The following is a 23,016-nucleotide window of genomic DNA, read 5'->3' as shown; positions in this document are numbered from 1 at the left end:
TGTCCTGAGTCCCCCATGATTGAGTTAAAGACTCTGCAGTAATTGGGCCAGACAACATGCACTTTTTAACTTAACTTAAGCAAGTTTTTTATTGACGGATAGTGTTTATGCGTACGCCTTTATTTATGAGCGCGGCTGGGTTGCCGTTAGTTGTAGCAATGATGAGTGTGTCGGCACAAGCCGCGGACTTCGTGGTAACCGATATCGGCTTTACTGGTTTGCAACGTCTAACCCCCGATAGCCTCTATCCTGTTTTACCTATATCGGTGGGCGAGACGGTCACTGATAGTAGCCTTGCAGCAAGTATTAAAGCCTTATATGCCACTGACAACTTTGCTAATATTCAAAGTCGTGTTAATGGTAGCCAGTTACGTTTTGAGGTCGTCGAGCGTCCCATTGTCGCTGAGGTTAACTTTGATGGCAATAAGCTTATTCCAAAAGAAGGCCTTGAGCAGGGGCTTAAAAATGCGGGCTTGTCTGTAGGCGATGTACTGAAGCAATCAACGCTACAAGGCGTAGCCAATGAGCTTCAGCAGCAATATATCAGCCAAGGTTACTATAATAGTAATATTGAAGTCGACCAAACGGTACTTGATGGTAACCGGGTCAAACTAGACGTGCGCTTTATTGAAGGTAAGCCGGCTAAAGTTGTCGATATCAATATTATTGGTAATAAGCACTTTAGCGATGCTGATATTAAAGACGTCTTTGCGGTAAAAGAATCATCGTGGACACGTCTCCTGTCTAAATCTGATCGTTATGCTAAAGAGAAGCTAGCAGCCAGTTTAGAGAATCTAAAGGCGCTGTATCAGAATGATGGCTATGTGCGTTTTTCAGTTGATAATGCGGTGCTCAATATCAGTGAAGATAAGCGCAGTGTCTTTATTGAAGTCAGTCTAAGTGAAGGTGAGCAATATCAATTTGGAGAGATAAACTTCTTAGGTGAGCCTAAATTTGCTGATGATGAACTACGAGATTTGGTCACATTTGCGCCAAATGAGCAATATTCTCAAGCCAAGCTTGATGCGACAACCGCCGCTCTCAAAAGCCGTTATGGTAATGAAGGCTACTATTTAGCGCAAGTTCGTCCGGTTCCACGCATTGATGATGAAACCAAAACCGTCAATATCGATTACTATATTGATCCGGCGCGTCCCATTTATGTACGTCGTATTAACTTTAGTGGCAATATACGTACCGAGGACGAAGTACTACGCCGTGAAATGCGTCAATTAGAAGGGTCTCTTGCTTCTACTAAGGACATTCAGCTATCACGTACACGTCTGCTGCGTACCGGATTTTTTAAAGTGGTCAATGTCGATGTCAAGCCCGTACCCAACCAGCCCGATCAAGTTGATGTTAATTATACGGTTGAAGAACAGCCTTCTGGTAGCTCGACCATTGCTGCAGGCTACTCACAAAGTGGTGGTGTGACTTTCCAGTTGGATCTTACTCAGAATAACTTTATGGGTACCGGTAATCGGGTCAAAGCTGCCTTGTCACGTTCAGAGACTCGCGACTCTTACAGCTTAGGTTATACCGACCCGTATTTTACTGAAAACGGGGTCTCGCAAGGGGTTAGTGCTTATTATCGGGAGACCAAGTACGATGACAGAAACGTCAGTAACTATGTGACCGACTCCTACGGTGCGACGCTGAATTACAGTTATCCGGTTGATGAAACCAAACGCGTTAGTGCAGGATTAAATATTGATAACACCTCAGTCCGTGGTGGCCGCTTTCTTGGCGTATCAAACGTTCAGCAGCTGATTGATGACGGTGGTACGTTTGAAAAATTTACTGATGAATTTTCTGGACGTACTGGCTTTAAAAATGACTATAGCACCTATAACCTTCTATTAGGCTGGGATTATAGTACTTTGGATCGCCCAGTATTCCCGACCAAAGGTATGAGCCATACGGTTGATGCTACTATTGGTTTGGGTGATACCAGTTACCAAAAATTGATTTATAGTGGCAACCTATATTATCCCATTTATAAAGACTGGGTTGCACGCGGCTACGGCAAGGTTGGTTATGGTAATGATTTGCCATTTTATGAAAACTTCTACGCTGGCGGTTATGGTTCCGTAAGAGGTTATGAGGCCTCAACCCTTGGCCCTAGATCTAAGTCCTACTATGATGCTGTTAGAAAAGACGGTATTAGTAGTATCAGAGACGAAGAAGTCGGTGGTAATGCCTTAGTAAGCTTCGGTACCGAGCTGATTTTACCAATGCCATTTAAAGGCGACTGGGCAGATCAAGTGCGTCCGGTGCTGTTCGCTGAGGGCGGACAAGTATTTGATACCACGGATAAGGAAGATCGTACCTTTATTGATCCATTAAGTGGTGACGATACTGATGTACCCTTACTCACCCAAGACAATAAATTGCGCTTTAGTGCCGGTGCTGGTATCACTTGGTATACGCCTATTGGGCCAATTTCACTCAGTTATGCGGTCCCTATTGGCGATAAAGAAGGCGATGAAACTGAAAAAGTACAGTTCCAAATTGGTAGCACTTTTTAATTTAGTATAATTTGAATTGGCATAATTTAATTTAGTCATTTAAAGCTATTAAATTAAGTAGCCTGCTACTGAATTTTAGTTGGTCGCTAAGCTGAAAGCTACGCTTAGCGACTGCCTTACTTCTATTAATCATATTAATCTTAGCTATGATAACGATTGAACAACTTATATCCCAAATTGAGCAGCGTCAGCCAGTATTAAATAAATCTGAGTTCAGCGCTGAGCAGCTGTACGTCACCCTAAAAGGTGTCGGTAGCCTAAGCGACGCTGATCACACACAGCTGAGCTTTTTGGCTGATCCTCAGTATATCTCACACCTTGCCAGCAGTAAGGCGCGGGTAGTACTGGTTACTGAGCCTTACCGGGCACGAGTGCCAGCGACTTCTTTGGCGCTGGTGGTAGCAACGCCTTATCTGGCCTACGCTAGTGGCAGTCAGCTGTTTGAGCGCAAATTCTCTACTGGTTGTATTCACCCTAGCGCAATAATTGCTGATAGTGCTGTCATTGGCGCTGATGTTAGTATTGGGGCGTACTGCGTGATTGGTGAGCAGGTACACATTGGTGCGCGTAGCTGTCTTGATGCGCATGTGGTTATTGAGGCGCATACCTTAATAGGTGACGATTGCGTTATCAAGTCGCACGTGGTCGTAGGGCATGACTGTATTATCGGTAATTATGCTAGATTTCACGCAGGGGTTAGTATTGGCGCTGAAGGCTTTGGCTTTGCGCCGACCCAAGATCCTAGCAGTAGCGGCTGGGAGCGTATTGCACAGCTTGGTCGGGTGATTATTGGTGATCATGTGCGTATCGGTAGTCACACTTGTGTCGATCGCGGTGCTATTGATGATACGGTGATAGGCAATCATGTTATTATCGACAACTTAGTACAAGTGGCACATAACGTCCGTATCGGTGATGGGACAGCTATCGCTGCCAAAACGGGTATTGCAGGCAGTACTACTATTGGTAAGCGCTGTATTATAGGTGGCGCAGTCGGTATCAATGGTCATGTCCAAATTACGGATGATGTTACTTTATCGGGTATGACGATGGTAACCAAATCTATTAAAATAGCCGGCTCCTATTCATCAGGAACAGCAGCGATGCCAACCGCTAAATGGAGGCGTGCAGCCGTGCGTTTTCGTCAGCTTGGTAGCGACTAAATACTAAGCTTGAGCATTTTATAAGTCTATTAAGAATAAATTTAACACCTGACATATTGTCACTAACAGCACGCAATAAAAGCAAGGAAGCCCCGTTATGAACATCGATATTGATACCTTAAGTGATGAAGATATCAAAACCTTATCTGAGCAAGGCCTGACCTTACCATTAACGTATCATACGCTGAAGCATTATCTGCCGCATCGTTATCCATTTATGCTGGTCGATAAAATCACCGCTTGTAAACCCGGTGAATGCATTACTGGTATCAAAAATGTCACTATTAATGAAGAGTTTTTTAATGGACATTTCCCTGATGAGCCGATTATGCCAGGCGTATTAATGGTAGAGTCGATGGCGCAGGTTTCAGGCGTATTGGGCTTTATAAGTGCCGGGCTAACAGCAGAAGATGGCTATTTATATCTATTTGCAGGCGTCGATAAAGTGCGCTTTAAGCGCCGAGTCATTCCCGGCGATCAGCTAATTATCCGTGCAAAAACTGTCATGCAAAAGCGTGGTATTTATAAATTTGATTGTACCGTGCATGTGGGTGATGAGCTCGCGGCCAGTGCTCAAGTTATGATCGCTCGTCAAGAGCAATAATTGTCTGAGACGGATTGCTTGCTAATAGCGTTATGGCTTCAGTCTATCTAGCTGGTATTGGCCATGACTCATGATAAAAATGAGAACTGCTGAAATTTTTAATCAAAATTAAAGCTATTGGTCTGAAAGCTACCAATATTAGCCATACAGATCAACCATAAGTATTTCGCTTTACCATCTACTCGCATTAAATGATACAAAGGCCTCCATTATGAGTCAGATCCATCCTACAGCACTCATCTCACCGTCCGCTACGATTGATGAAACGGCATTTATCGGTCCTTATTGTATCGTTGGCGACGAGGTAACAATTGGTGCACACACCACGTTGCATCGGCATGTGGTGGTGACTAAGCTAACCCGTATCGGTAAGCACAATCAAATTTATCAGTTTGCCAGTATTGGTGAAGATCCACAAGATCTAAAGTATGATGGTGAGCGCACATGGCTTGAGATTGGTGATTATAATACCATTCGTGAAGCTTGTAGCTTACACCGTGGAACCGCACAAGATAAAGAGCTAACTAAGATTGGTAGTCATAACTTATTGATGGTAAATACGCATATTGCCCATGATTGCTCAATTGGTGATCATAATGTATTGGCTAACAATGTGGGTATTGCAGGGCATGTGTCCATTGGCGACCATACCATTATTGGGGGCAACTCCGGTATTCATCAATTTTGTAGAGTCGATGATTACAGCTTAGTAGGCGGCGCCAGCTTAATTTTAAAAGACGTGGCGGCCTTTACTATGGTATCGGGTAATCCGGCACATGTGCATGGCCTCAATATCGAGGGAATGCGCCGTAAAAACTGGTCTCAGCAGACCATTGATATACTAAGACAAGCTTATCTGACTATCTTTAGATCCGGGCTAACGACGGTACAAGCGCTCACTGTTTTACAAGAAGAGTTACTGCCCACTGAACCCAGAATCCAGCTGCTTATTGATTCATTACAGCAGAGTAAACGCGGCGTTGTTCGCTAAGGTCTGCTAGATAGCTTTTTGTAGTAAGAAAAATATAGCTATCAAATTGCCAAAAACTTATTAAGTCATAACTCAGCGTTATGACTTTTTGTATTTATGACTACTTGACTTTTTAGGTTGCTTAGCAGAAACTGATTGTCTATAAAATTGTAAACAATTCTTTCTTAATGTTGCTGAGTACGTCACATTGCCCATTGATAGATAGTTTAAATATTTTAATACTATTTATGATCATAAGCTGCGAGTACAAGCAACAGTAAGGGAAGTACAAGGACGGTAAAATGGTTAACAATAAACAAGAACATGCGCAGTGGAGCTCAAGCTTTGGCTTTGTGCTGGCGGCAGTAGGGTCAGCGGTGGGCTTAGGAAATATTTGGAAATTTCCTTATATGGTTGGTGAGAGCGGCGGTTCCGCTTTCGTTATTGCCTACTTATTTTGTATCGCGTTGGTCGGTTTCCCCGTATTGGTTGCGGAATGGTTGATCGGTCGCCGTGGGCAAAAAAACCCGATTAATACCTTTACTGATGTGGCAGTAAGCGAAGGAAAATCACGCAATTGGGGTATTGTTGGTGCTACGGGCATTTTAGGGGGATTTTTAATTCTATCCTTCTATAGCGTCATCGGTGGCTGGGCGCTTAACTATATTACCAAAGTAGGAACAGGTAGTTTTGCAGGACAAGATGGCGATGCCGTCGCAGCTACTTTTGATGCTATGTTAGCATCAGCTGGCACACTGACCATCTGGCACACGGTATTTATGGTTATTACCGCCTTAATTGTTGGTATTGGGGTGACCCGTGGTATTGAAACTACGGCTAAAGTACTAATGCCACTATTAGGCCTGATTCTATTTGTCATTGTTGGTTACAATGTGGTAAATGGTGGCTTTATTGAAGCCGTTACTTATCTATTTGCCCCAGATCTTAGCAAACTGACTGGAGAAGTAATGCTAGCAGCCTTAGGTCATGCCTTCTTTACCCTATCTATCGGTATGGGCATCATGGTCGCTTATGGTTCATATCTAGGTCGTGAAGTGAACTTGCTAAAGACGGCACGTACGGTTGTCATTTTAGATACGGTCATTGCACTAGCCGCTGGTTTGGCCATTTTCCCCATTATCTTTAGTAATGGTCTTGATCCCTCTGCGGGCCCTGGCCTTATCTTTGTCAGCTTACCGATTGCTTTTGGTAGTATGGCTGGCGGCGCTATCATTGGTACCTTGTTCTTCTTATTGATTACCTTTGCGGCAGTGACGTCATCAATATCGTTACTAGAGCCCACTGTTGAGTTCTTAGAAGAGCGTACGGCTATGAGCCGCACGGTATCAACTATCGTTGCTAGTACGGTCATTTGGTTACTTGGTATAGCGGCACTATTATCATTTAACCTATGGGCTGACTTTACTATCATGGGCAATGGTATTTTCGATGCGTTAGATAAAATTACTAGTAAGTTCTTATTACCACTAACAGGTCTTGCGGGTATCATATTCTTTGCTTGGAGAATGGATCAGCATACCATCCAACAAGAGCTTGGTTTATCTAATGGTGCTTGGCAGATATGGCAAATCGTTGCTAAGTTTGTTGCACCAATCGCGGTCATTGCGGTTTTTGTTGCAACGTTACTCGGCTAAGTATTTGTCGGTATTACTAGAATAGTGCTCAATAAAAAAGGCTTAAGTTTATTTTAAGCCTTTTTTATATTCTTTAATCTGTATTTGAGGATTTAGACGTTAATACTCCAAAAACCAATAGCCATTAACGTAAATTTAGCTCAGATACGGTTTGACCGCGCTTGCTATAAAATTCACTCACAAACGCATCGAAGTCATCTTGTTCAATGGCTTCTCTAATACCTATCATAAGGCGCTGATAATAGCGTAAGTTATGAATAGTCGCTAACTGTGCACCTAGCATCTCTTTACATTTATTCAAATGATATAAATAAGCACGGCTAAAGTTTTGGCAAGTGTAGCAGTCACATTCTGGATCTAACGGACCTTCATCATTACGGTATTGACTATTACGAATGCGTACCACACCGACATTATCAAGGTTACCGGTGACAAAGTAATGACCATTGCGGGCGTTACGAGTCGGCATTACACAGTCAAACATATCTACACCGCGACGTACGGCTTCGACGATATCCTCAGGCTTACCGACACCCATCAGATAGCGTGGTTTATCCGCAGGCATGGCATTGGGGATATAGTCTAAGACATCCATCATCTCATCTTTAGGTTCACCGACTGATAGACCGCCGATTGCGTAGCCATCAAAGCCGATATTGAGCAAGCCTTCCAGTGATTGCTGACGCAAATCTTTATACATACTGCCTTGGATGATACCAAATAAAGCATTGGTGCTATTGAGATTTCGATGTTCATCAAGACAGCGCTGGCCCCAGCGCAATGACAGCTCTAAAGATTTTTTGGCCTCGTTATGAGTGGCCGGATAGGGCGTGCATTCATCGAACTGCATAACAATATCAGAATTCAAGCTATACTGAATTTGCATCGATTTTTCTGGTGACAAAAATACTTTAGCCCCATCAATAGGTGATTTAAAGTGCACACCTTCTTCAGTAATTTTACGCGTAGCACCTAGGCTGAACACCTGAAAGCCACCTGAATCGGTCAAAATCGGCTTGTCCCAATGCATAAACTTGTGCAGACCACCGAATTTATCGATGACGTCCGTGCCTGGACGTAACCATAAATGGAAGGTATTGCCCAAGATAATATCTGCACCAATGGCTTCGATATCGCGCGGTAGCATGCCTTTGACGGTACCGTAAGTACCAACAGGCATAAAAGCAGGTGTTTGTACATCGCCATGATTAAGATGAACCGTGCCGCGGCGTGCCCGACTTTCACCACTGGCTGTCTTATGTAATATAAATTGCATATAATAATCGCTATCTAAGCTATGAAAATAGCGCTAATTATAGCACTGCTAGGTATTTTTTTGGGAATCGGTTCTTGATACGATGTCTAATGTAGATAGGGGTTAATGTAGATAATAGATAATCTGAGTCATGTTTTGTCGCACAGACACATCGAAAACAAGTCTAAACTTATACTTAAAAAGCACAGACAACCGCATTAAAATATTGATAAGGTATAGTCTTAATAAAATATACAGTCAACTCACTACTTTATAAACAGCTGCATGACTGGACAGAATGTTATTAAACCACACGTTAAAAATCGCTACTTTCCTGTGGAGGCTTATTATGAAGACTTGGGTTTACTTATTGCTTGGCAGTTTACTATGGATACCAGGAGTTGCTATGGCTACTGAAGAACCTAACTACACCGTTTTGAACCAAACTGAAGACTTTGAATTAAGACGTTATGATGCGCAGCTTGTTGCTCAAACTTGGGTAACTGGTGATCAAGATGCGGCCAGTCGACAAGGGTTTAAAACCTTAGCCAATTATATATTTGGCAATAACACTGCACCAAGTGGCACTAGTAGTAAGATTAGTATGACCGCGCCGGTGATGATGCAGCCACAAGTCGCTGATAACAGTAAGTCAAAAAAAATTGCCATGACCGCGCCGGTAAGTATGCAACAAGATAATGGCAAGTGGCGGGTACAATTTGTGATGCCCAGTCATTATACTATGCAAACCCTACCTAAGCCCAATAACCCGGACATTACTATCACTAAGCTACCCGTACAGACTTATGGGATCATTAAATTTTCGGGACTTGCTGGCCCACAAAAAGTCGCAGAAAAAACACAGATACTGAGTACCTGGATGCAAAGTCAAAAATTGACGGTCATCGGCACACCTGAGCTGGCACGTTACAATCCACCGTGGACATTACCGTTTATGCGCCGCAATGAGATTATGATTGCCTATAAGCAAAAATAAGATTTTGGTGGTTTTAAAGATATATAACTTTCTAAAATAGCTCATAAAAAAGACAGCACAGGCTGTCTTTTTTATGTCAATATAAATGACTACTAATAAAAAGCCATTTAGTTTTTTTGCTCACGGATGATGTTTAGCATCCGGCGTAAAGGTTCTGCCGCACCCCACAATAATTGATCGCCAACCGTAAAGGCGCCTAAGTATTCACCGCCCATATTAAGTTTGCGCAGACGACCAAGAGCAACAGTCAAGGTGCCAGTCACTGCTACGGGCGTTAAGCGGTTCATGGTTGCTTCTTTATCATCTTCGACCACATCTAACCATTGATTGCCGCTGTTTTTTAACGCCGCTTCGATTTCCTCTAGTGGAATGTCCTTTTTTAGTTTAATCGTTAAGCCTTGTGCATGACAACGCATCGCGCCGACTCGTACACACATACCGTCTATAGCGATGTTGTTTTCGGCGTTATTACCAAGAATTTTATTGGTTTCAACACCACCTTTCCATTCTTCTCGCGACTGTTTATTTTCTAACTGCGCGTCGATATAAGGAATTAAGCTACCGGCTAACGGCACACCAAAATACTGCTTAGGAAAGTCGTCCGAGCGCTGTGTTTGGGCAATTTTTTTATCAATCTCAAGTATCGCGCTGGCAGGGTTGGCCAGCTCATCTTTTACTGCGTCATGCAGTACGCCCATACCGGTGATCAGCTCGCGCATATTGTTCGCACCTGAGCCACTTGCTGCTTGATAGGTCATCACACTGACCCATTCTATCCAGCCTTTGTTAAACAGCTCACCGATTGCCATCAGCATTAAAGAGACAGTACAGTTGCCACCGATGAAGTCTTTTTTACCGTTTGCAAGGGCGCTATCAATGACTTTGCGATTGACCGGATCAAGAATAATGATACTGTTATCTTCCATCCGTAGTGTGCTGGCGGCATCAATCCAGTAGCCATTCCAGCCACTATTGCGCAAGGGCTGATGCACCTTTTGAGTGTAGTCGCCACCTTGGCAGGTAATAATTACATCACAAGCGGCTAACGCTTTAATATCATGAGCATCCTTCAGTTGGCTGGTAGTGATACCATCAAAGCTCGGGGCATCGCCGCCTGCATTACTGGTCGAAAAGAACACTGGGGTGATACCAGAAAAGTCGTTTTCTTCACGCATACGTTGTACCAGTACTGACCCTACCATACCGCGCCAGCCTACCAAGCCTACTGTTAAATTGCTCATGAATCTCGATCCTTTTTACAGTTGTTTGTTGCAATACCGACCGATAACAATGCCGTGAATAGTGATAAAAAGCAAGGCGTTTTGAATAATTCTGCTCATTTTTTAATCACTATTAACTATACTGATTATAACTTTACGTTATCAAAGTAAAGGAATGTGGGTTTATTTGAGCGGGGCATCCTTGAGTCTAAATATAGATGCTAAGATTGTAATATTTTACTGGCAGCTCATTATAATCAAAGTTGAGCAGTAGGCGTTAAGGCTTTGAGATGCTAAAGTAAGTATTTACTGTCAGGTCATATTAAGCTAATAGAAGATTTGAATTTTGGACTGACAATTAATCTGATCATTGGCTTGGCCATCAATTTAATAAACGGTTAATACACCTTATGGATTTCTCTTTACTATATTATGGTATACAGCTGCTGGCAGGGCTAATTGCCTTTATAACTATTTGGGGCTGGCTGCCACTCGATCACTGGTGGGTGCGCAGCGTCGACTTTCCACGTATCCAGATTATGGTGCTCGGTATTATTGCATGGATTGGTATGCTAGTGTTTTGGTCGCAATGGCAACTGGGCCAATGGCTATTATTTATCGCTTTAAGCGTCACCTTAGCTTTTCAGCTTAGAATGGTATTGCCCTATACCAAACTGTGGAAAAAAGAAGTGCAAAGTGCTAAAAATAGGCCTGAAAGCGCAAAGCGTCAGCTTAAAATCATGGTCTCAAACGTTCTAACTACTAATGACAACACGCAAGCTTTAATTGATCTCGTCAGGAAAAATCAGCCTGATATTTTAATTACTCTTGAGAGTGATCAAAAGTGGCAAGACGCGCTTAACAAAATAGAACCGGATTATCCTTACACCGTTAAGGTACCACTTGATAATTTATATGGTATGCACTTATATTCTAAGCTTGAGCTAATTAAGCCTGAAGTTAAATATCTGATGATTGATGATATTCCCTCCATTCATACCCAATTGCGGCTGCAAAGTGGCCGCGTTATTTGGCTCTATTGCTTGCATCCGATGCCGCCAAGTCCGACAGAAGCTGATAAGTCCACTACACGTGATGCTGAGTTGTTAATGGTTGGACGTCATATTAAAGAGCAGGAGCAAGCGGCAATTTTGGCAGGCGATCTCAATGATGTGGCTTGGTCAAAAACCACGCGGCGTTTTCAACGTATCTCAGGGCTACTTGATCCGCGTATTGGCCGCCGCTTTATCAATACTTTTAATGTGAATTATCCCGTTTTGCGTTGGGCACTCGATCATATCTTCCATAGCACCTGTTTTACCGTCGTCGATATCAAACGTATGCCCTCTATCGGCTCCGATCACTTTCCAGTATTGACTACCTTACAATACGAACCCGAAGAAACCAGTAAGCAAGAGCAAAACGCGCCAACGGCGCAAGCTGAAGACATTGAAGAGACAGAAAATAAGATCAAAGCAGGTAAAAAAGAAGGGCGTAAAGTTTCAAAAGAGCATGTGGAAGAGAAGCAAAATGACCGTTAATAGGTTAACTAAAACAAGGTCTACTTTTTCTACAAACCTACCTGTATGCATGTAAGTAAATGCTTACGTCAAATAAGGTTTTTAGCGTCTATCCACCTAAATGGAATTACCCTATAATACCATCATCAACACAAGGAAAAGCAAGGATGCAGTGTTGAGGTAGTAGCAATACAAGCTCAGGTCAGCCCACTGTCTTATAGGCTACTGCTTATGACTTAGGATAAGTCACTACGGAAGAAATAATAATAACAACATAATGAAGCACAAAAAACCCGAACCAATCGCCCTAGGTTCGGGTTTTTTCTTGTGGGTTAAAGGTTTAATTTATCGAGGTTTATTTTTCATACAGTTGGTGCGTAGTTTGGTACATAATAGATGTTTTTCGAGAGATAATAAGCCTTGCCTGTTTTTTCCGGCATGCCTGAGACCTTTTTGACTAGCCACTGAGTCTATTTGTGTATGTTTAAAACCTCTTAAACAAAGCATCAAATAAGGCTCAAATTTAGATACCTTATCTATTGTCCTTGATACAAAAAGGGCATACGCATTTGCCTATACCCTTTATTGTCAGACATCACATTTGTAGATTGAAATAGTGGAACACTACTAAATTAATCTACAAATACTATTCGAGCACTTGAATATAAGCGCCAGCCCGTAGCTCCTGTAGCCAGTCTTCTTTAGCTTGTGGTGCTAAGCGTTGATAGAGTGCTTGGCGCGCCATGTTGCGACGATATTGGTCGCTAACGTCCTGCTGACGTTTGCCTTCGATTTTAAGAATGTGCCAACCAAACTGAGTTTTAAAAGGAGCAGAGTAGTCACCGACTGCAGTGTTTTTCATAACTGCCTCAAAAGGACCAATCATATCTTCTTCACTGACCCAATCCAGATCACCGCCACGTCCTGCTGAGCCTGGATCATCTGAATAAGTTGCCGCTAGATCCGCAAAGTCAGCACCACCGCGTAATTGAGCATATAAATCATTAATTTTTTGTTCAGCAAGCGCATCAGTCTGGAGGTCATCGACCTTAACTAAGATATGGCGAGTGTGCCATTGCGGTATAATCATCGTATCACTAGCTTTTTTACCGGCAAGCTTAATTACATCGATGCCTTCGGGGGTCACGAGTGGTGCACTGACGGCACCAACATCAAGCTTGATAATCTCGCTCGCTAGCTCTGTAGGTAGGGCAGCCGCTTTATGAAATCCTGTATCGCCACCTTGTAGTGGAATCGGATAGCTGCCTTGGACTTCGGCTATAATGGCAGCAACATCGACATTGGAGGCTTGTAGACGCGCACGTAGCGTTTGAGCCACTTTTAGCGCCTCGTCACGCTGATCTTGGGACAATCGGCTATAGTCATCTATATAAGGGACGCGAACGTGAATGGTTTGATATTCGCTTTGGTTGAGACGCTTAGCTTCAGGTGACGCCAAAAACGCCTCAATGTCTTGTTCACTGATACGCACACGATTGGTAATCTGACGCTGCTGCAAAGATTGAATAGCAGCGTCTTCGATAATCTGTGCACGCAAAGCCGCATAGCTGCCCGCTTGATTGGCATCCAATCGTTGCTGTAGGGCAGCAAGACTATCGACACCTTCAGACTTAGCGATTTGGGTAAGACGCTGATTAATGGCTGCTTCGTCAGGTTTGAGTCCAACACGGTTGACCAATGACAGCTGTAACTCACGCAAGATAAGCGCATTTAATACCTCAGACTGTAGCTGCGCTGAGTTAGCAATGGGTTCACCAGTGGCCTGCGCCCGTGCTTGAGTTTGAATCACCGCATTAATCAGATCGCTTTTGAGAATAGCATTATCATTAACTAGAGCAATGATACCATCAGTGCTATTAGCAGGGGTTAGACGAGTATCGCTATTTTGGCTAGTAGGGGTATTGGCTGGCACGTCTATAGGTTTGACTGTTGCGGCTTGAGCATTGAGGCTCAGCACAAGGCCTGCACTCATACCCATAGAAAGCAGTACAGCGCGACTGGTCTGACGTAAAGAAAAAAATCTCATGATGCTCCTCATCAATGTCATCGCATCGGATGGTAGTTGGACAACTGTATTCACTATGAGCTGAATAGTCATAAGTTAAATAGAGTTGCCCTCAATGTTGTCAGGTTGTTATCTGTTATTCGTTTGGCTTTATAACTTTGACTACTTAGGTTCAATTAATAGTTGGTTTTATAACTGATTTTGCAATTAATTGTTGGCAATAGCCCGCTAGTCTTTCCACGCAGTTTGTACAGGCTCGAAGCCCAAGATTTTATCCGAGAGCAAGCGTGTTAAGCGGCTACTGCCACTGCCAAGTCCGTTGAGTCTGATCTCTGCCATAATCGCTTGATTGGGTTTGTCTTTTACATTTAGGTCATTATAGTAACGGCGACCATAAACAGCAAAGCCAAAGCAGCAATCTTCATAATCAACACCGACTAAGGCGTCGAGCATTCTATCACTTTGATAATCATACTGTCCTTGCGCTAACACCCGCCAATTATTATTAACAGGAAAAATTGCCGACGCTGTAAAGGCTGACAATGGCAACTGATTGGTGTTTTCATCCCTCTGACGTTTGACAAAACCGACATTAAACAAGCTATTATCTGATGGCTGATAGCGCAGTTCAGTGGTGATGAAATTTACATCATAGCTATTATCGAGCGCACCGCTGACATCAACCCAAACATTGTTATAAGGTTGAATGCTGGTATCCCAGACCATTCCAGAGGAGGAGGTGTTAAAGACAGGAGTCTGATCCTCAAGAGTGACACGGCCAGCGCCATAATAAAACTGCTCTGCAATGCTACCATCAAAACGTGTCACACCCGTTGCATCGATGTAACGATAATTAATCCCAGGAGTAATGGCATGTAAGTCTTGCAAGCGATCATGCCCTAAGAACCAGCTGTCCGAGAACAGCTGTTCATAGTTAATAGAGGCTATACGAGTATTAAAGTTGGGAAGCTCGTTTTGATCCTCAAAAGGCGAATAAGTATATTTTAGGCGCGGGCTGAGCAGCTGATAACCACCCATGGTGTCGTCAAAAGCGCCAAATGGTGAGCCAGCACGATACAAATGTAGTCCGGCGTCAATACTGGCTTGGGGTACAAATACTGACTGGCTACCGTCTCCTTTATTCAGCGCATTATCCACTAAGCTGTCTTGATCGTATGATGTGTATAGGTGTTGCAGGCTAAGCTTGGGATTGACATAGCCCCAAGCAGACTCGATAGGATAAGCGGCGCTTAGTTTGTTATAAACCCTTAGGCCACTTTTTTCGTCCTCTGAGCCATCTTCAATAGATTTTTTAAAGTAGGCGGAGTCATGAACACCGGTAATATCGATAGTATCTGACCAAGGCACGCGATAGTCCAAGCTCAGCTGCGGTAGGCGCGAGTAAGGCTTGTCTTTGTCTTCTAATGCCTCACCGTTGTTGGTAAAGGCATTGAGCGTTTGGAAAGTCTCGAGCTTTAGCTCACCGCTGACATAATCGTTATAGTAGTTAAGACGCGCCCGTCGTGGCAGATTTAAAGTATTGTCCGACAAACCTAGGGTATCAAAGTCATTGAGATAGTCGGCATCCGACACATAGCTGTACTTGGCATCGCCGCTTAAGCGTGGAATGCTATTAGAGGACCAGTAATGATCATAAAAAAAGCTACTGCGATCTTCGTCATCGTATTCTTTATCATTGGGTAAGTATGAACCGTTAAAAATACCTTCGCCGTACTGCTCAGTTAGATAGCGAAATTCACCTGACAGCATGGGGTTACGATTGGTATAAACGTGAGTGTTGATCGTCGCATCGTAGTTAGGTGCTAAGTTCAAATAGTAAGGAACGTCGATCTCAAGGCCGCTTTCACTACCAATACTGGCGCTGGGCAATAAAAATCCGCTACTGCGGCGGCTGTCGATTGGGAAGTTAAAGTAAGGTAAATAAAATACCGGTACATCAGCAATACGAAAGGTAGTGTTATAAGCTTTGCCGCGACCACTGTCAGTATCTAAATTGATGCTTTTGGCTTCTAACTGCCACTTGCGATCCGTTGGCGGACAAGTACTAAACATAACCTCATCAAGCTCATATTGGCTCTCATCAGGACGATTAAGACGTTTGGCATAACCATGCGCTTGTAATGGCACACTAGCAAACGCGACACCATAAGCGGTTGATTGCCCCGTTTCAGTACTATAAGCCAAGCTGTCAGCGACGCCAATCAGACCACCTTGTGAGGCCTTATCGGTAACAGTGTCCGTATTATTAGCTGTTGATTGCGGCGTAGACCCGTTAATATTGCCAGTCGCTTGATCGGTAAACATTACTTTACCTTGAGCACCGACCACACCACTGGTTAAATCCACCACAATTTTATCCGCTTCGATATGCTGCGTACCTTGATCGATAATGACATTACCTGATAACTCGGCGTAGTCAACATTATCATAATAGCCGTAATCCGATTCTGTAAATAGCGCGGCTTGGCTATTAGAAGTGCCGGTCAGATTTGTAGGAGCTTGTCCATTCGTCGCGTTGGCTTCATTGACGGCGCGTTGATAATTAGGGTTACGCTTAGGATAAACCCATTGGCCCTCACAGCGTTGAGCACTATCTACGGTATTGGGAAACAGATTTAAATTTGTTCCAAGCTTACGCATAGGTTGACGAGTAGCAGGGCTATCAATCGTCGGCGGTAGCTGACTATCCATTATCGGCTGAGCAGGGTTTGTATTATTGTCAGTAGTTAGCGATTGTGGTTCTGGTGTGTCAGTATTGGGTTTAGAATCAGGAGTCAATTCATAAAATTCTGCTAGGCGCATGAGACTGTCTTGAATACTTTCATCACTGACATCAAGGCGACTGTTATCCAGCGCTGGATCTGACGCCATGTTTCGACGTGCTCTTGAGCCTTTACTATTATCAATACCATCACTATTTTTAGTAACACTACTATTTTCATTACTGCCGTTAGCCTCAGCGTTATCATCATAGAGACTATTATCTGAGGCTTTGACTACAGGGTCGTTTGAGCTTTCAGCAATTTCAGTCACTGCAATGGCGGGGTTCATTACTGGAAGATCAGTAGAGGCGTGAATAACAGACGACTCATTGATATACAAATTATCAGCGTCTACGACCTTAGTACTGGCATTTGCAAAATTAGGACTATCAGAAATTAAAGGGGCAGCTGCCTGCGGGTTAGTACTCGCTACTGCTGCAGCGCTCATGGTTAGGCTTAATGCACCAAATAAAATCAAACGGATGCTTTGGTAAAGCGGAGAATATAACAAGGGCACACCTATGATTGCAGAGCCTAATGGAACATAATTTGGGTTCAGTAAGTTTATCTGTTAGCAAACTTGCTTATTAAATAGCATTCTACTAAATAGCATTAATATCAAAACGCACGCTTGGCATACCAACATAAAACAATAAATAGTACGATAACTGTGCTTAATAGCCGTTTGTTAAATTAAGATGGGTAGTAAACAAACAACCATACGACCACTATACGATAATATAAGTTAGGATATTTGAACATCTGACAACTATTAATGACTTATCATAGTCAAAAAAAATCAAATCAGCTACACTATTCATCAAATTTTATGGGGTAGTAAGGTGTTTTCTTAAGGTTAAACCTTAACTTCACGATTAAAAAGTGATGGCAAAACCATTAAAAATAACCAACACCCTAAAATTACTTGCCATTTTAGCAAGTATCTACCTGAATTATCACTATTTTAGTGATTGATAATTGATATTTAACCAGCGGTGCCTCTTATGATAGAAAATGTAACGTCCAAGCCTGATGCGAGTATCTCTACAGTCGGCATTCGCCAGCAACAGTTAGAGCAGTGGCTACAGCAAATATTTGCAAATCAAGACTTCATTCTTGATAGTCTGCCGGGTGATGCTAGCGCGCGCCAATATCACCGCATACAGTTGTCAGATGGTAATAATAACAGCACGGCGCGCTATATTGTCATGGATTCTGCTGATGAACAAGAAGCATTGCAGCAGTTTATCAAAGTTGCCAAGCTAATGACGCCTGCGATAAATGTACCAGAGCTGATAGCGCAGGATGTGGCACAAGGGTTTTTGGTACTGCAAGATTTTGGTACGGTGGAGTTTGCACACTTATTGGTAGGTTGCCAGCCAGCGCAAATCAATGACTATTATCAACTGGCTATGCAAACCTTAATTGCGCTGCAAAATATATCTGTAGAGACAGCAAAATCTCAGTATCAATTGCCAGATTATGATACCGCGTTACTGACTCGCGAGATGGATCTGTTTAGTGATTGGTTCTTGCCTTTTATTGATGTCAATCTTGAGAAGGCGCTTTGGGAAAACCTAAAAGCCGCGTTAATAGAAAATATCTTGGCGCAGCCGCAAGTGATCGTCCATCGTGATTATCACAGCCGTAATCTCATGCAAGATCAGAGGGAACCCTCGCGTTTAGGCGTGATTGATTTTCAAGACGCCGTTATTGGGGCGTATAGCTATGATTTGGTATCATTAGTGCGTGATGCCTACGTGGAATGGCCTGAGGATCAGGTATCCAGTTGGATTCATAATTTTTGGCAACTGCAGCAGCAAGCGGAATTACAAACAGCAGGTAGCGCTGAACAGCTGGAGAGTGACGTCAATGTCATGGGTGTGCAACGACATTTAAAAGTCTTGGGTATTTTTATTCGTTTAGCTGAGCGCGATGGTAAAAATCGCTATTTGGCTGATATTCCTAAAGTCATGCGCGATTTAATCCTTGAGCTGGAATGGCTTGGTAAGAATGGTAATAATAGTATGCAACAAACGGTATTGCCTTTTAATAAATGGATGACAAATACTGTCTTGCCAGCTTATCAGCGGAAGTTTGCTTAGTAGCCTGAACTGCTATAAGTAACTGATTATAAGCAAACTTTTATATTGAAACTAACTTTATCTTTCATGATTTTAAGTACAAATACTTTATACAAACATGATAAAAAGGAGCGGCCATGTCCGCAATAACGCAAGCAATGATTTTGGCTGCTGGCAAGGGTACGCGTTTGCGTCCGCTGACCCTTGAGACCCCCAAGCCTTTAGTAAAAGTTGGTGGACAACCGCTTATTGTCTGGCATATCAAGGCGCTACAAGCAGCAGGTATTACTGATATCACTATTAATGCCTCATGGCTTGCTGATAAGTTGATGAAAACCTTGGGTGATGGCTCGCAATATGGCGTAAACCTGCATTGGTCGCTTGAAGACGATGAGCCACTTGAAACTGCTGGTGGTATTTTTAATGCTTTGCAAACAGGTAAGTTAAAAGACGCGCCTTTTATCTTAGTCAATTCCGATGTCTGGACGACTTATGATTTTGCCCAGTTGCAAAACTATGAGCTGGAAGCCGATCAGCGCGCACACTTATTACTGACTGACAATCCAGTGCATAATAGTGGCGGCGACTTTGCGGTTAATGATGGCTTGGCAAGTGAGCAGCCGATTGGCAATGCGGATAAATATACCTTTGCGGGTATTAGTGTTATGTCACCGCGCTTGGTTGATGGCTTGGTATCAGGGCAGCCAGCAGCCCTTGGGCCGCTACTTAAAAAGGCTATGATTAAGTCTCAAGTGACCGCAGAAGTTATCACGGATAACTGGATAGATGTGGGCACGCCTGAGCGTTTGACGCAGGTGAATACTTTTATTGCCAATAAAGGCGCTAACGATTATTGCGGTTCTCAAAGCCTATAGTTCATCCTACAAAAAACATTCCAAACAGGATTTGGTACAAATAGGTGGCGACTTTAGGAGCTTGTGAATAACTCAGTCGAATATTTTTTATCTAAATACTTATAAGATAGCGGTGTGATTTTGACGATGAGAAATTAATAAAAAACCGCCGCCCTAATAATGCTATTAAGGTTGCGGTTTTTTATTGATCAATAAAGTTAATAAGCGAGTGTTTTAAACACCCATTGCCAGTTTAATCAATTGTGCAATAATAAAAATGGTCAAAAAACCTGCTAGATATAAGCCAATAAACCATACCCATTGCGATTTTTTTTTACTAAGATTTTTCATGATGACCTCTTTTGCTGCTTGTTAGACTGAGCTGCCACAATGGTTTGCGGCAGCTGCTAGGCATTATCATATTTTATCAAATACTAAATGTTTTACTTAGTACATATGCTCATGGTCCGTTTTACCCTTAAAGGTATAATAGGCAAAAGCGGTATAACTCAAAATAATCGGTAGCATAATACCGGCCCCAATCAACATAAATGATAGTGAGGTATCGGCTGCGGCGGCTTCATAAATAGTCATTTGATAGGGCACGATATAAGGGAACATGGCATAACAAACGCCAATATAACCCATTAAAAACAGCGCCACAGTTAATAGAAATGGACGATATTCGCGCTCAGTCGCTAAGTCTTTACGCATCACAAAGAATAATAGCAGCACAATAATTGGCATGGGTGCAAGATATAGCAGACCCGGCAGGCTGAACCAACCTTCAAGCGCATTGATATCTGAGAAGTACATAAATATCGTCACTACCACCATCGCTAAAACTAGGGCGGAAAGTATCCAGCTTGATACTTTGCGTGCCCATACTTGTAGCTTGTGCTCGGTTTTTATGATTAGCCATGTCGAGCCGAGAAGGGCATAGCCGATAATAAGGGCGATACCGCAGACGACAGCAAATGGCGTGAACCAATCAAACGGGCCGCCAGTATATAAACGATTGCTGGCCTCTAGCCCTTGTACCAAAGCGCCTAACATAAGCCCTTGGCAGAAGGTCGCTAATACAGAGCCGATAAAGAAGAAGAAATCCCACACATATCGATGAGCAGAGGCTTTAAAGCGAAACTCAAACGCCACCCCGCGCATAATCAAACCAAACAGCATAAAGATGACGGGCAGATATAAGCCGGTCATAATGATGCCGTAAGCGACTGGAAAAGCGGCGAACAAACCACCACCACCCAACACTAGCCAAGTCTCGTTACCATCCCAAAACGGAGCGATAGAGTTCATCATCCGACTGCGGTTTTTATCAGAGCCTGCAAACGGGAATAAAATTCCACAGCCCAAATCAAAGCCATCAAGTAACACATAAACGAAGACTGCTAAGGCAATCAAGCCGCCCCAAATTAAGGGTAAATCTAATACATCACCATAGTTAAACATTAGCGTAACCCTCCGTCTTCTTTGTCATTCGCTGGTTTGTCAATATCTTCAGCCGAATTTTTTTCCATATTATCGCTGGCATGACTGTCGCCACTTAATGTGCGACCTTGACCTTCAGTGACCGAATGCTCATAGAAGTTATCATCAGCAGGATCTTCATATGGTTGAGGACCTTTAGCAATCAAGCGTAGAATATAAAAACTGCCCGCGCCAAAGACGAAGATATATAGCACAATGAAGCCAATTAGCGTCGTTGCAACTTGCTGAGCGGCAACCGGTGACATGCTCTCGGCAGTACGAATTACGCCGTATACTGTCCAAGGCTGACGGCCGGTTTCGGTAACAAACCAACCCGCAAGTAGCGCAATAAAACCGAGCGGGGTCATCATCATCCATAAGCGGTGAAACCATTTGCTTTCGGGATTGAATTGTTGCTTTCTAAAGTATTTGTAGGCACTGAACAGACCCACAAGCACCATCAACGTACCAATGCCAACCATGACCCGGAATGACCAAAATACAATAGGAACATACGGTTGGTCCTCTGGTGCCCAATTTTTAAGCCCCTTCACTTCGCCATCTAATGAATGGGTCAGGATTAGACCAGACACATAAGGAATTTTGACTTCATAGTGGTTCTTTTGTGCTTTTTGATCTGGAATGGCGAATAGCACCAGTGGCGCACCGCGCTCATTTTCCCAAAGACCTTCCATCGCAGCAACTTTAGCTGGTTGATGCTCAAGGGTATTAAGCCCATGCATATCACCAATAAGCACCTGTGCTGGTGCAACAAATATGGCCATAATCATCGCCATACCCAGCATCACACGACCATGTTTACGGTGTTCGGGATGTTTTTTAGATTGAATATAATAAGCACCGATACCACCGATGACAAAGGCTGTGGTCAAGAACGCCGCCGTTACCATATGTGCAAAGCGATAAGGGAAGGATGGGTTAAAGATAACCTCTAACCAATCGGTTGGATATAGGAGACCATCAGCGCCAACCATGAAGCCTTGCGGGGTTTGCATAAAGCTATTAGCCGACAAAATCCAAAATGCTGACATTAGCGTACCAGCAGCGACAATCGCAGTTGCCGCAAAGTGCATACGTTTGCTAACGCGGCCCCAACCAAACAGCATAATACCTAAGAATGAAGCTTCTAAGAAAAACGCGGTTAAGACTTCATAGGCGAGTAGAGGGCCAATGACGTTACCGGCTTTATCAGAGAAGACCGCCCAGTTGGTCCCGAACTGATAGGACATGACAACGCCTGATACCACCCCCATTCCGAAGACAACAGCGAATATTTTGACCCAGTGTTTATAGACTTCCGCATAAATAGGTTCACCGGTTTTGAGCCAACGATATTCTAGTACAGCTAAAAAGCTGGCAAGACCGATGGTAAAGGCAGGAAATACAATATGCCATGAGATAACAAAAGCGAACTGGATACGCGCGAGCATCAGCGCATCAAGCTGGTCGATCATAAACGTAGCGAACATAAACGGTTACCTTTATCTGTTAGCTGACTGGCGCTAGCTTCCATGATACGCTTAAGTAACTGTCCGTAACTGTCCATAAATTAGGGGGATCAAGTATTACGGGCAATAGCCAATGGTTGTTTGGTTGCAAATGTTATTTAGCTAAAAACTGCTTGATTAAGGGCTTCTCAATAAAATATTAATTAGCCAGAAACTGTTTAGCTGAAGTGAATAATTTATATCCTTATAAATTAAAAATCATTTGTCTGTTAAATCAGAATATTATCATAATTTAACGTAAGTATATTATGCGCCACCCTAAGTCAGCGTGCAAGTAACGCATCATTATAGCTGCGTACCTAACAGTCATAAATAATTGAAAATAACACCTCATAAAGACATGTAT

General features: G+C 43.1%; 16 protein-coding genes. 9 read left to right on the top strand and 7 right to left on the bottom strand.

The window, feature by feature from the left end:
* The first annotated feature begins 107 nt into the window (after positions 1–107).
* The 5 genes from bamA (at position 108) to AAEY88_RS03000 (ending at position 6,920) form a co-directional block, all read left to right on the top strand.
* Positions 108–2,528 (top strand): outer membrane protein assembly factor BamA, encoded by a 2,421-nt coding sequence (bamA, locus tag AAEY88_RS03020; RefSeq protein ID WP_350558847.1) that lies wholly within the window; start codon positions 108–110, stop codon positions 2,526–2,528.
* 146 nt (positions 2,529–2,674) lie between these two features.
* The gene (lpxD, locus tag AAEY88_RS03015; RefSeq protein WP_350558844.1) at positions 2,675–3,691 is read left to right on the top strand and encodes a UDP-3-O-(3-hydroxymyristoyl)glucosamine N-acyltransferase; all 1,017 of its coding nucleotides are present in this window, start codon (positions 2,675–2,677) and stop codon (positions 3,689–3,691) included.
* A 97-nt stretch (positions 3,692–3,788) separates the two neighbouring features.
* Positions 3,789–4,295 (top strand): 3-hydroxyacyl-ACP dehydratase FabZ, encoded by a 507-nt coding sequence (gene fabZ / locus AAEY88_RS03010; RefSeq protein ID WP_350558841.1) that lies wholly within the window; start codon positions 3,789–3,791, stop codon positions 4,293–4,295.
* 211 nt (positions 4,296–4,506) lie between these two features.
* The gene (gene lpxA, locus AAEY88_RS03005) at positions 4,507–5,286 is read left to right on the top strand and encodes an acyl-ACP--UDP-N-acetylglucosamine O-acyltransferase (RefSeq protein WP_350558838.1); all 780 of its coding nucleotides are present in this window, start codon (positions 4,507–4,509) and stop codon (positions 5,284–5,286) included.
* Between the two features lie 281 nt (positions 5,287–5,567).
* The gene (locus AAEY88_RS03000; RefSeq protein WP_350558835.1) at positions 5,568–6,920 is read left to right on the top strand and encodes a sodium-dependent transporter; all 1,353 of its coding nucleotides are present in this window, start codon (positions 5,568–5,570) and stop codon (positions 6,918–6,920) included.
* A gap of 124 nt (positions 6,921–7,044) precedes the next feature.
* Here AAEY88_RS03000 and tgt read toward each other — a convergent pair whose 3' ends face one another.
* Positions 7,045–8,196, bottom strand: coding sequence for a tRNA guanosine(34) transglycosylase Tgt (tgt, locus tag AAEY88_RS02995; protein WP_350558832.1), 1,152 nt, complete (start codon positions 8,194–8,196; stop codon positions 7,045–7,047).
* 385 nt (positions 8,197–8,581) lie between these two features.
* Here tgt and AAEY88_RS02990 point away from each other — a divergent pair, with 385 nt between their 5' ends.
* On the top strand, positions 8,582–9,172 hold the full coding sequence (locus tag AAEY88_RS02990; protein WP_350558829.1) for a heme-binding protein: 591 nt from the start codon (positions 8,582–8,584) through the stop codon (positions 9,170–9,172).
* A gap of 107 nt (positions 9,173–9,279) precedes the next feature.
* On the opposite strand, the gene asd is transcribed toward AAEY88_RS02990, so the two are convergent.
* Entirely contained in the window at positions 9,280–10,413 is a 1,134-nt protein-coding gene (gene asd, locus AAEY88_RS02985) for an aspartate-semialdehyde dehydrogenase (RefSeq protein ID WP_350558826.1), read from the bottom strand.
* Positions 10,414–10,802: 389 nt separating this feature from the next.
* Between asd and AAEY88_RS02980 the strand changes: the two genes are divergently transcribed.
* Positions 10,803–11,933, top strand: a complete 1,131-nt coding sequence (locus AAEY88_RS02980) for an endonuclease/exonuclease/phosphatase family protein (protein WP_350558823.1) — start codon at positions 10,803–10,805, stop codon at positions 11,931–11,933.
* Positions 11,934–12,558: 625 nt separating this feature from the next.
* Here AAEY88_RS02980 and AAEY88_RS02975 read toward each other — a convergent pair.
* Entirely contained in the window at positions 12,559–13,959 is a 1,401-nt protein-coding gene (locus AAEY88_RS02975; protein WP_350558820.1) for a peptidylprolyl isomerase, read from the bottom strand.
* Positions 13,960–14,166: 207 nt separating this feature from the next.
* Complete coding sequence (gene lptD, locus AAEY88_RS02970; protein ID WP_407074388.1) at positions 14,167–17,232, bottom strand: LPS assembly protein LptD; 3,066 nt, start codon at positions 17,230–17,232, stop codon at positions 14,167–14,169.
* A 493-nt stretch (positions 17,233–17,725) separates the two neighbouring features.
* On the opposite strand from lptD, the gene AAEY88_RS02965 reads away from it, so the two are divergent.
* A complete protein-coding gene (locus AAEY88_RS02965; protein WP_350558814.1) occupies positions 17,726–18,826 on the top strand; it encodes a phosphotransferase in 1,101 nt (366 codons plus the stop codon).
* Positions 18,827–18,942: 116 nt separating this feature from the next.
* Positions 18,943–19,680: an N-acetylmuramate alpha-1-phosphate uridylyltransferase MurU gene (gene murU / locus AAEY88_RS02960; protein ID WP_350558811.1), complete on the top strand. Its 738-nt coding sequence runs from the start codon at positions 18,943–18,945 to the stop codon at positions 19,678–19,680.
* A 213-nt stretch (positions 19,681–19,893) separates the two neighbouring features.
* On the opposite strand, the gene AAEY88_RS15825 is transcribed toward murU, so the two are convergent.
* The 3 genes from AAEY88_RS15825 to AAEY88_RS02950 form a co-directional block, all read right to left on the bottom strand.
* Positions 19,894–20,010 carry a DUF2474 domain-containing protein gene (locus tag AAEY88_RS15825; protein ID WP_407074386.1) on the bottom strand — a complete coding sequence of 39 codons (117 nt, stop codon included), beginning with the start codon at positions 20,008–20,010 and terminating at the stop codon, positions 19,894–19,896.
* 96 nt (positions 20,011–20,106) lie between these two features.
* A complete protein-coding gene (gene cydB / locus AAEY88_RS02955; RefSeq protein WP_350558808.1) occupies positions 20,107–21,123 on the bottom strand; it encodes a cytochrome d ubiquinol oxidase subunit II in 1,017 nt (338 codons plus the stop codon).
* The gene (locus tag AAEY88_RS02950) at positions 21,123–22,631 is read right to left on the bottom strand and encodes a cytochrome ubiquinol oxidase subunit I (RefSeq protein WP_407074385.1); all 1,509 of its coding nucleotides are present in this window, start codon (positions 22,629–22,631) and stop codon (positions 21,123–21,125) included. The genes cydB and AAEY88_RS02950 overlap by 1 nt, the downstream gene beginning before the upstream one ends.
* Between the last annotated feature and the right edge of the window lie 385 nt (positions 22,632–23,016).

The organism is Psychrobacter sp. CAL346-MNA-CIBAN-0220, from assembly GCF_040309805.1.
Classification (GTDB): Bacteria; Pseudomonadota; Gammaproteobacteria; order Pseudomonadales; family Moraxellaceae; genus Psychrobacter.
Note: the sequence above shows the minus strand (reverse complement) of the source record. Positions and strands in the feature narration are given on the sequence as shown.

What these genes read in the sequence shown, in the direction of transcription:
- fabZ (WP_350558841.1), top strand. Translation starts at nt 3,789, where the DNA reads ATGAACATCGATATTGATACCTTAAGTGATGAAGATATCAAAACCTTA.
- murU (WP_350558811.1), top strand. Translation starts at nt 18,943, where the DNA reads ATGTCCGCAATAACGCAAGCAATGATTTTGGCTGCTGGCAAGGGTACG.
- AAEY88_RS15825 (WP_407074386.1), bottom strand. Translation starts at nt 20,010, where the DNA reads ATGAAAAATCTTAGTAAAAAAAAATCGCAATGGGTATGGTTTATTGGC.
- AAEY88_RS02990 (WP_350558829.1), top strand. Translation starts at nt 8,582, where the DNA reads ATGGCTACTGAAGAACCTAACTACACCGTTTTGAACCAAACTGAAGAC.
- lpxA (WP_350558838.1), top strand. Translation starts at nt 4,507, where the DNA reads ATGAGTCAGATCCATCCTACAGCACTCATCTCACCGTCCGCTACGATT.
- tgt (WP_350558832.1), bottom strand. Translation starts at nt 8,196, where the DNA reads ATGCAATTTATATTACATAAGACAGCCAGTGGTGAAAGTCGGGCACGC.
- cydB (WP_350558808.1), bottom strand. Translation starts at nt 21,123, where the DNA reads ATGTTTAACTATGGTGATGTATTAGATTTACCCTTAATTTGGGGCGGC.
- AAEY88_RS02965 (WP_350558814.1), top strand. Translation starts at nt 17,726, where the DNA reads ATGATAGAAAATGTAACGTCCAAGCCTGATGCGAGTATCTCTACAGTC.
- lpxD (WP_350558844.1), top strand. Translation starts at nt 2,675, where the DNA reads ATGATAACGATTGAACAACTTATATCCCAAATTGAGCAGCGTCAGCCA.
- AAEY88_RS02980 (WP_350558823.1), top strand. Translation starts at nt 10,803, where the DNA reads ATGGATTTCTCTTTACTATATTATGGTATACAGCTGCTGGCAGGGCTA.
- asd (WP_350558826.1), bottom strand. Translation starts at nt 10,413, where the DNA reads ATGAGCAATTTAACAGTAGGCTTGGTAGGCTGGCGCGGTATGGTAGGG.
- AAEY88_RS03000 (WP_350558835.1), top strand. Translation starts at nt 5,568, where the DNA reads ATGGTTAACAATAAACAAGAACATGCGCAGTGGAGCTCAAGCTTTGGC.
- AAEY88_RS02975 (WP_350558820.1), bottom strand. Translation starts at nt 13,959, where the DNA reads ATGAGATTTTTTTCTTTACGTCAGACCAGTCGCGCTGTACTGCTTTCT.
- AAEY88_RS02950 (WP_407074385.1), bottom strand. Translation starts at nt 22,631, where the DNA reads ATGTTCGCTACGTTTATGATCGACCAGCTTGATGCGCTGATGCTCGCG.
- bamA (WP_350558847.1), top strand. Translation starts at nt 108, where the DNA reads ATGCGTACGCCTTTATTTATGAGCGCGGCTGGGTTGCCGTTAGTTGTA.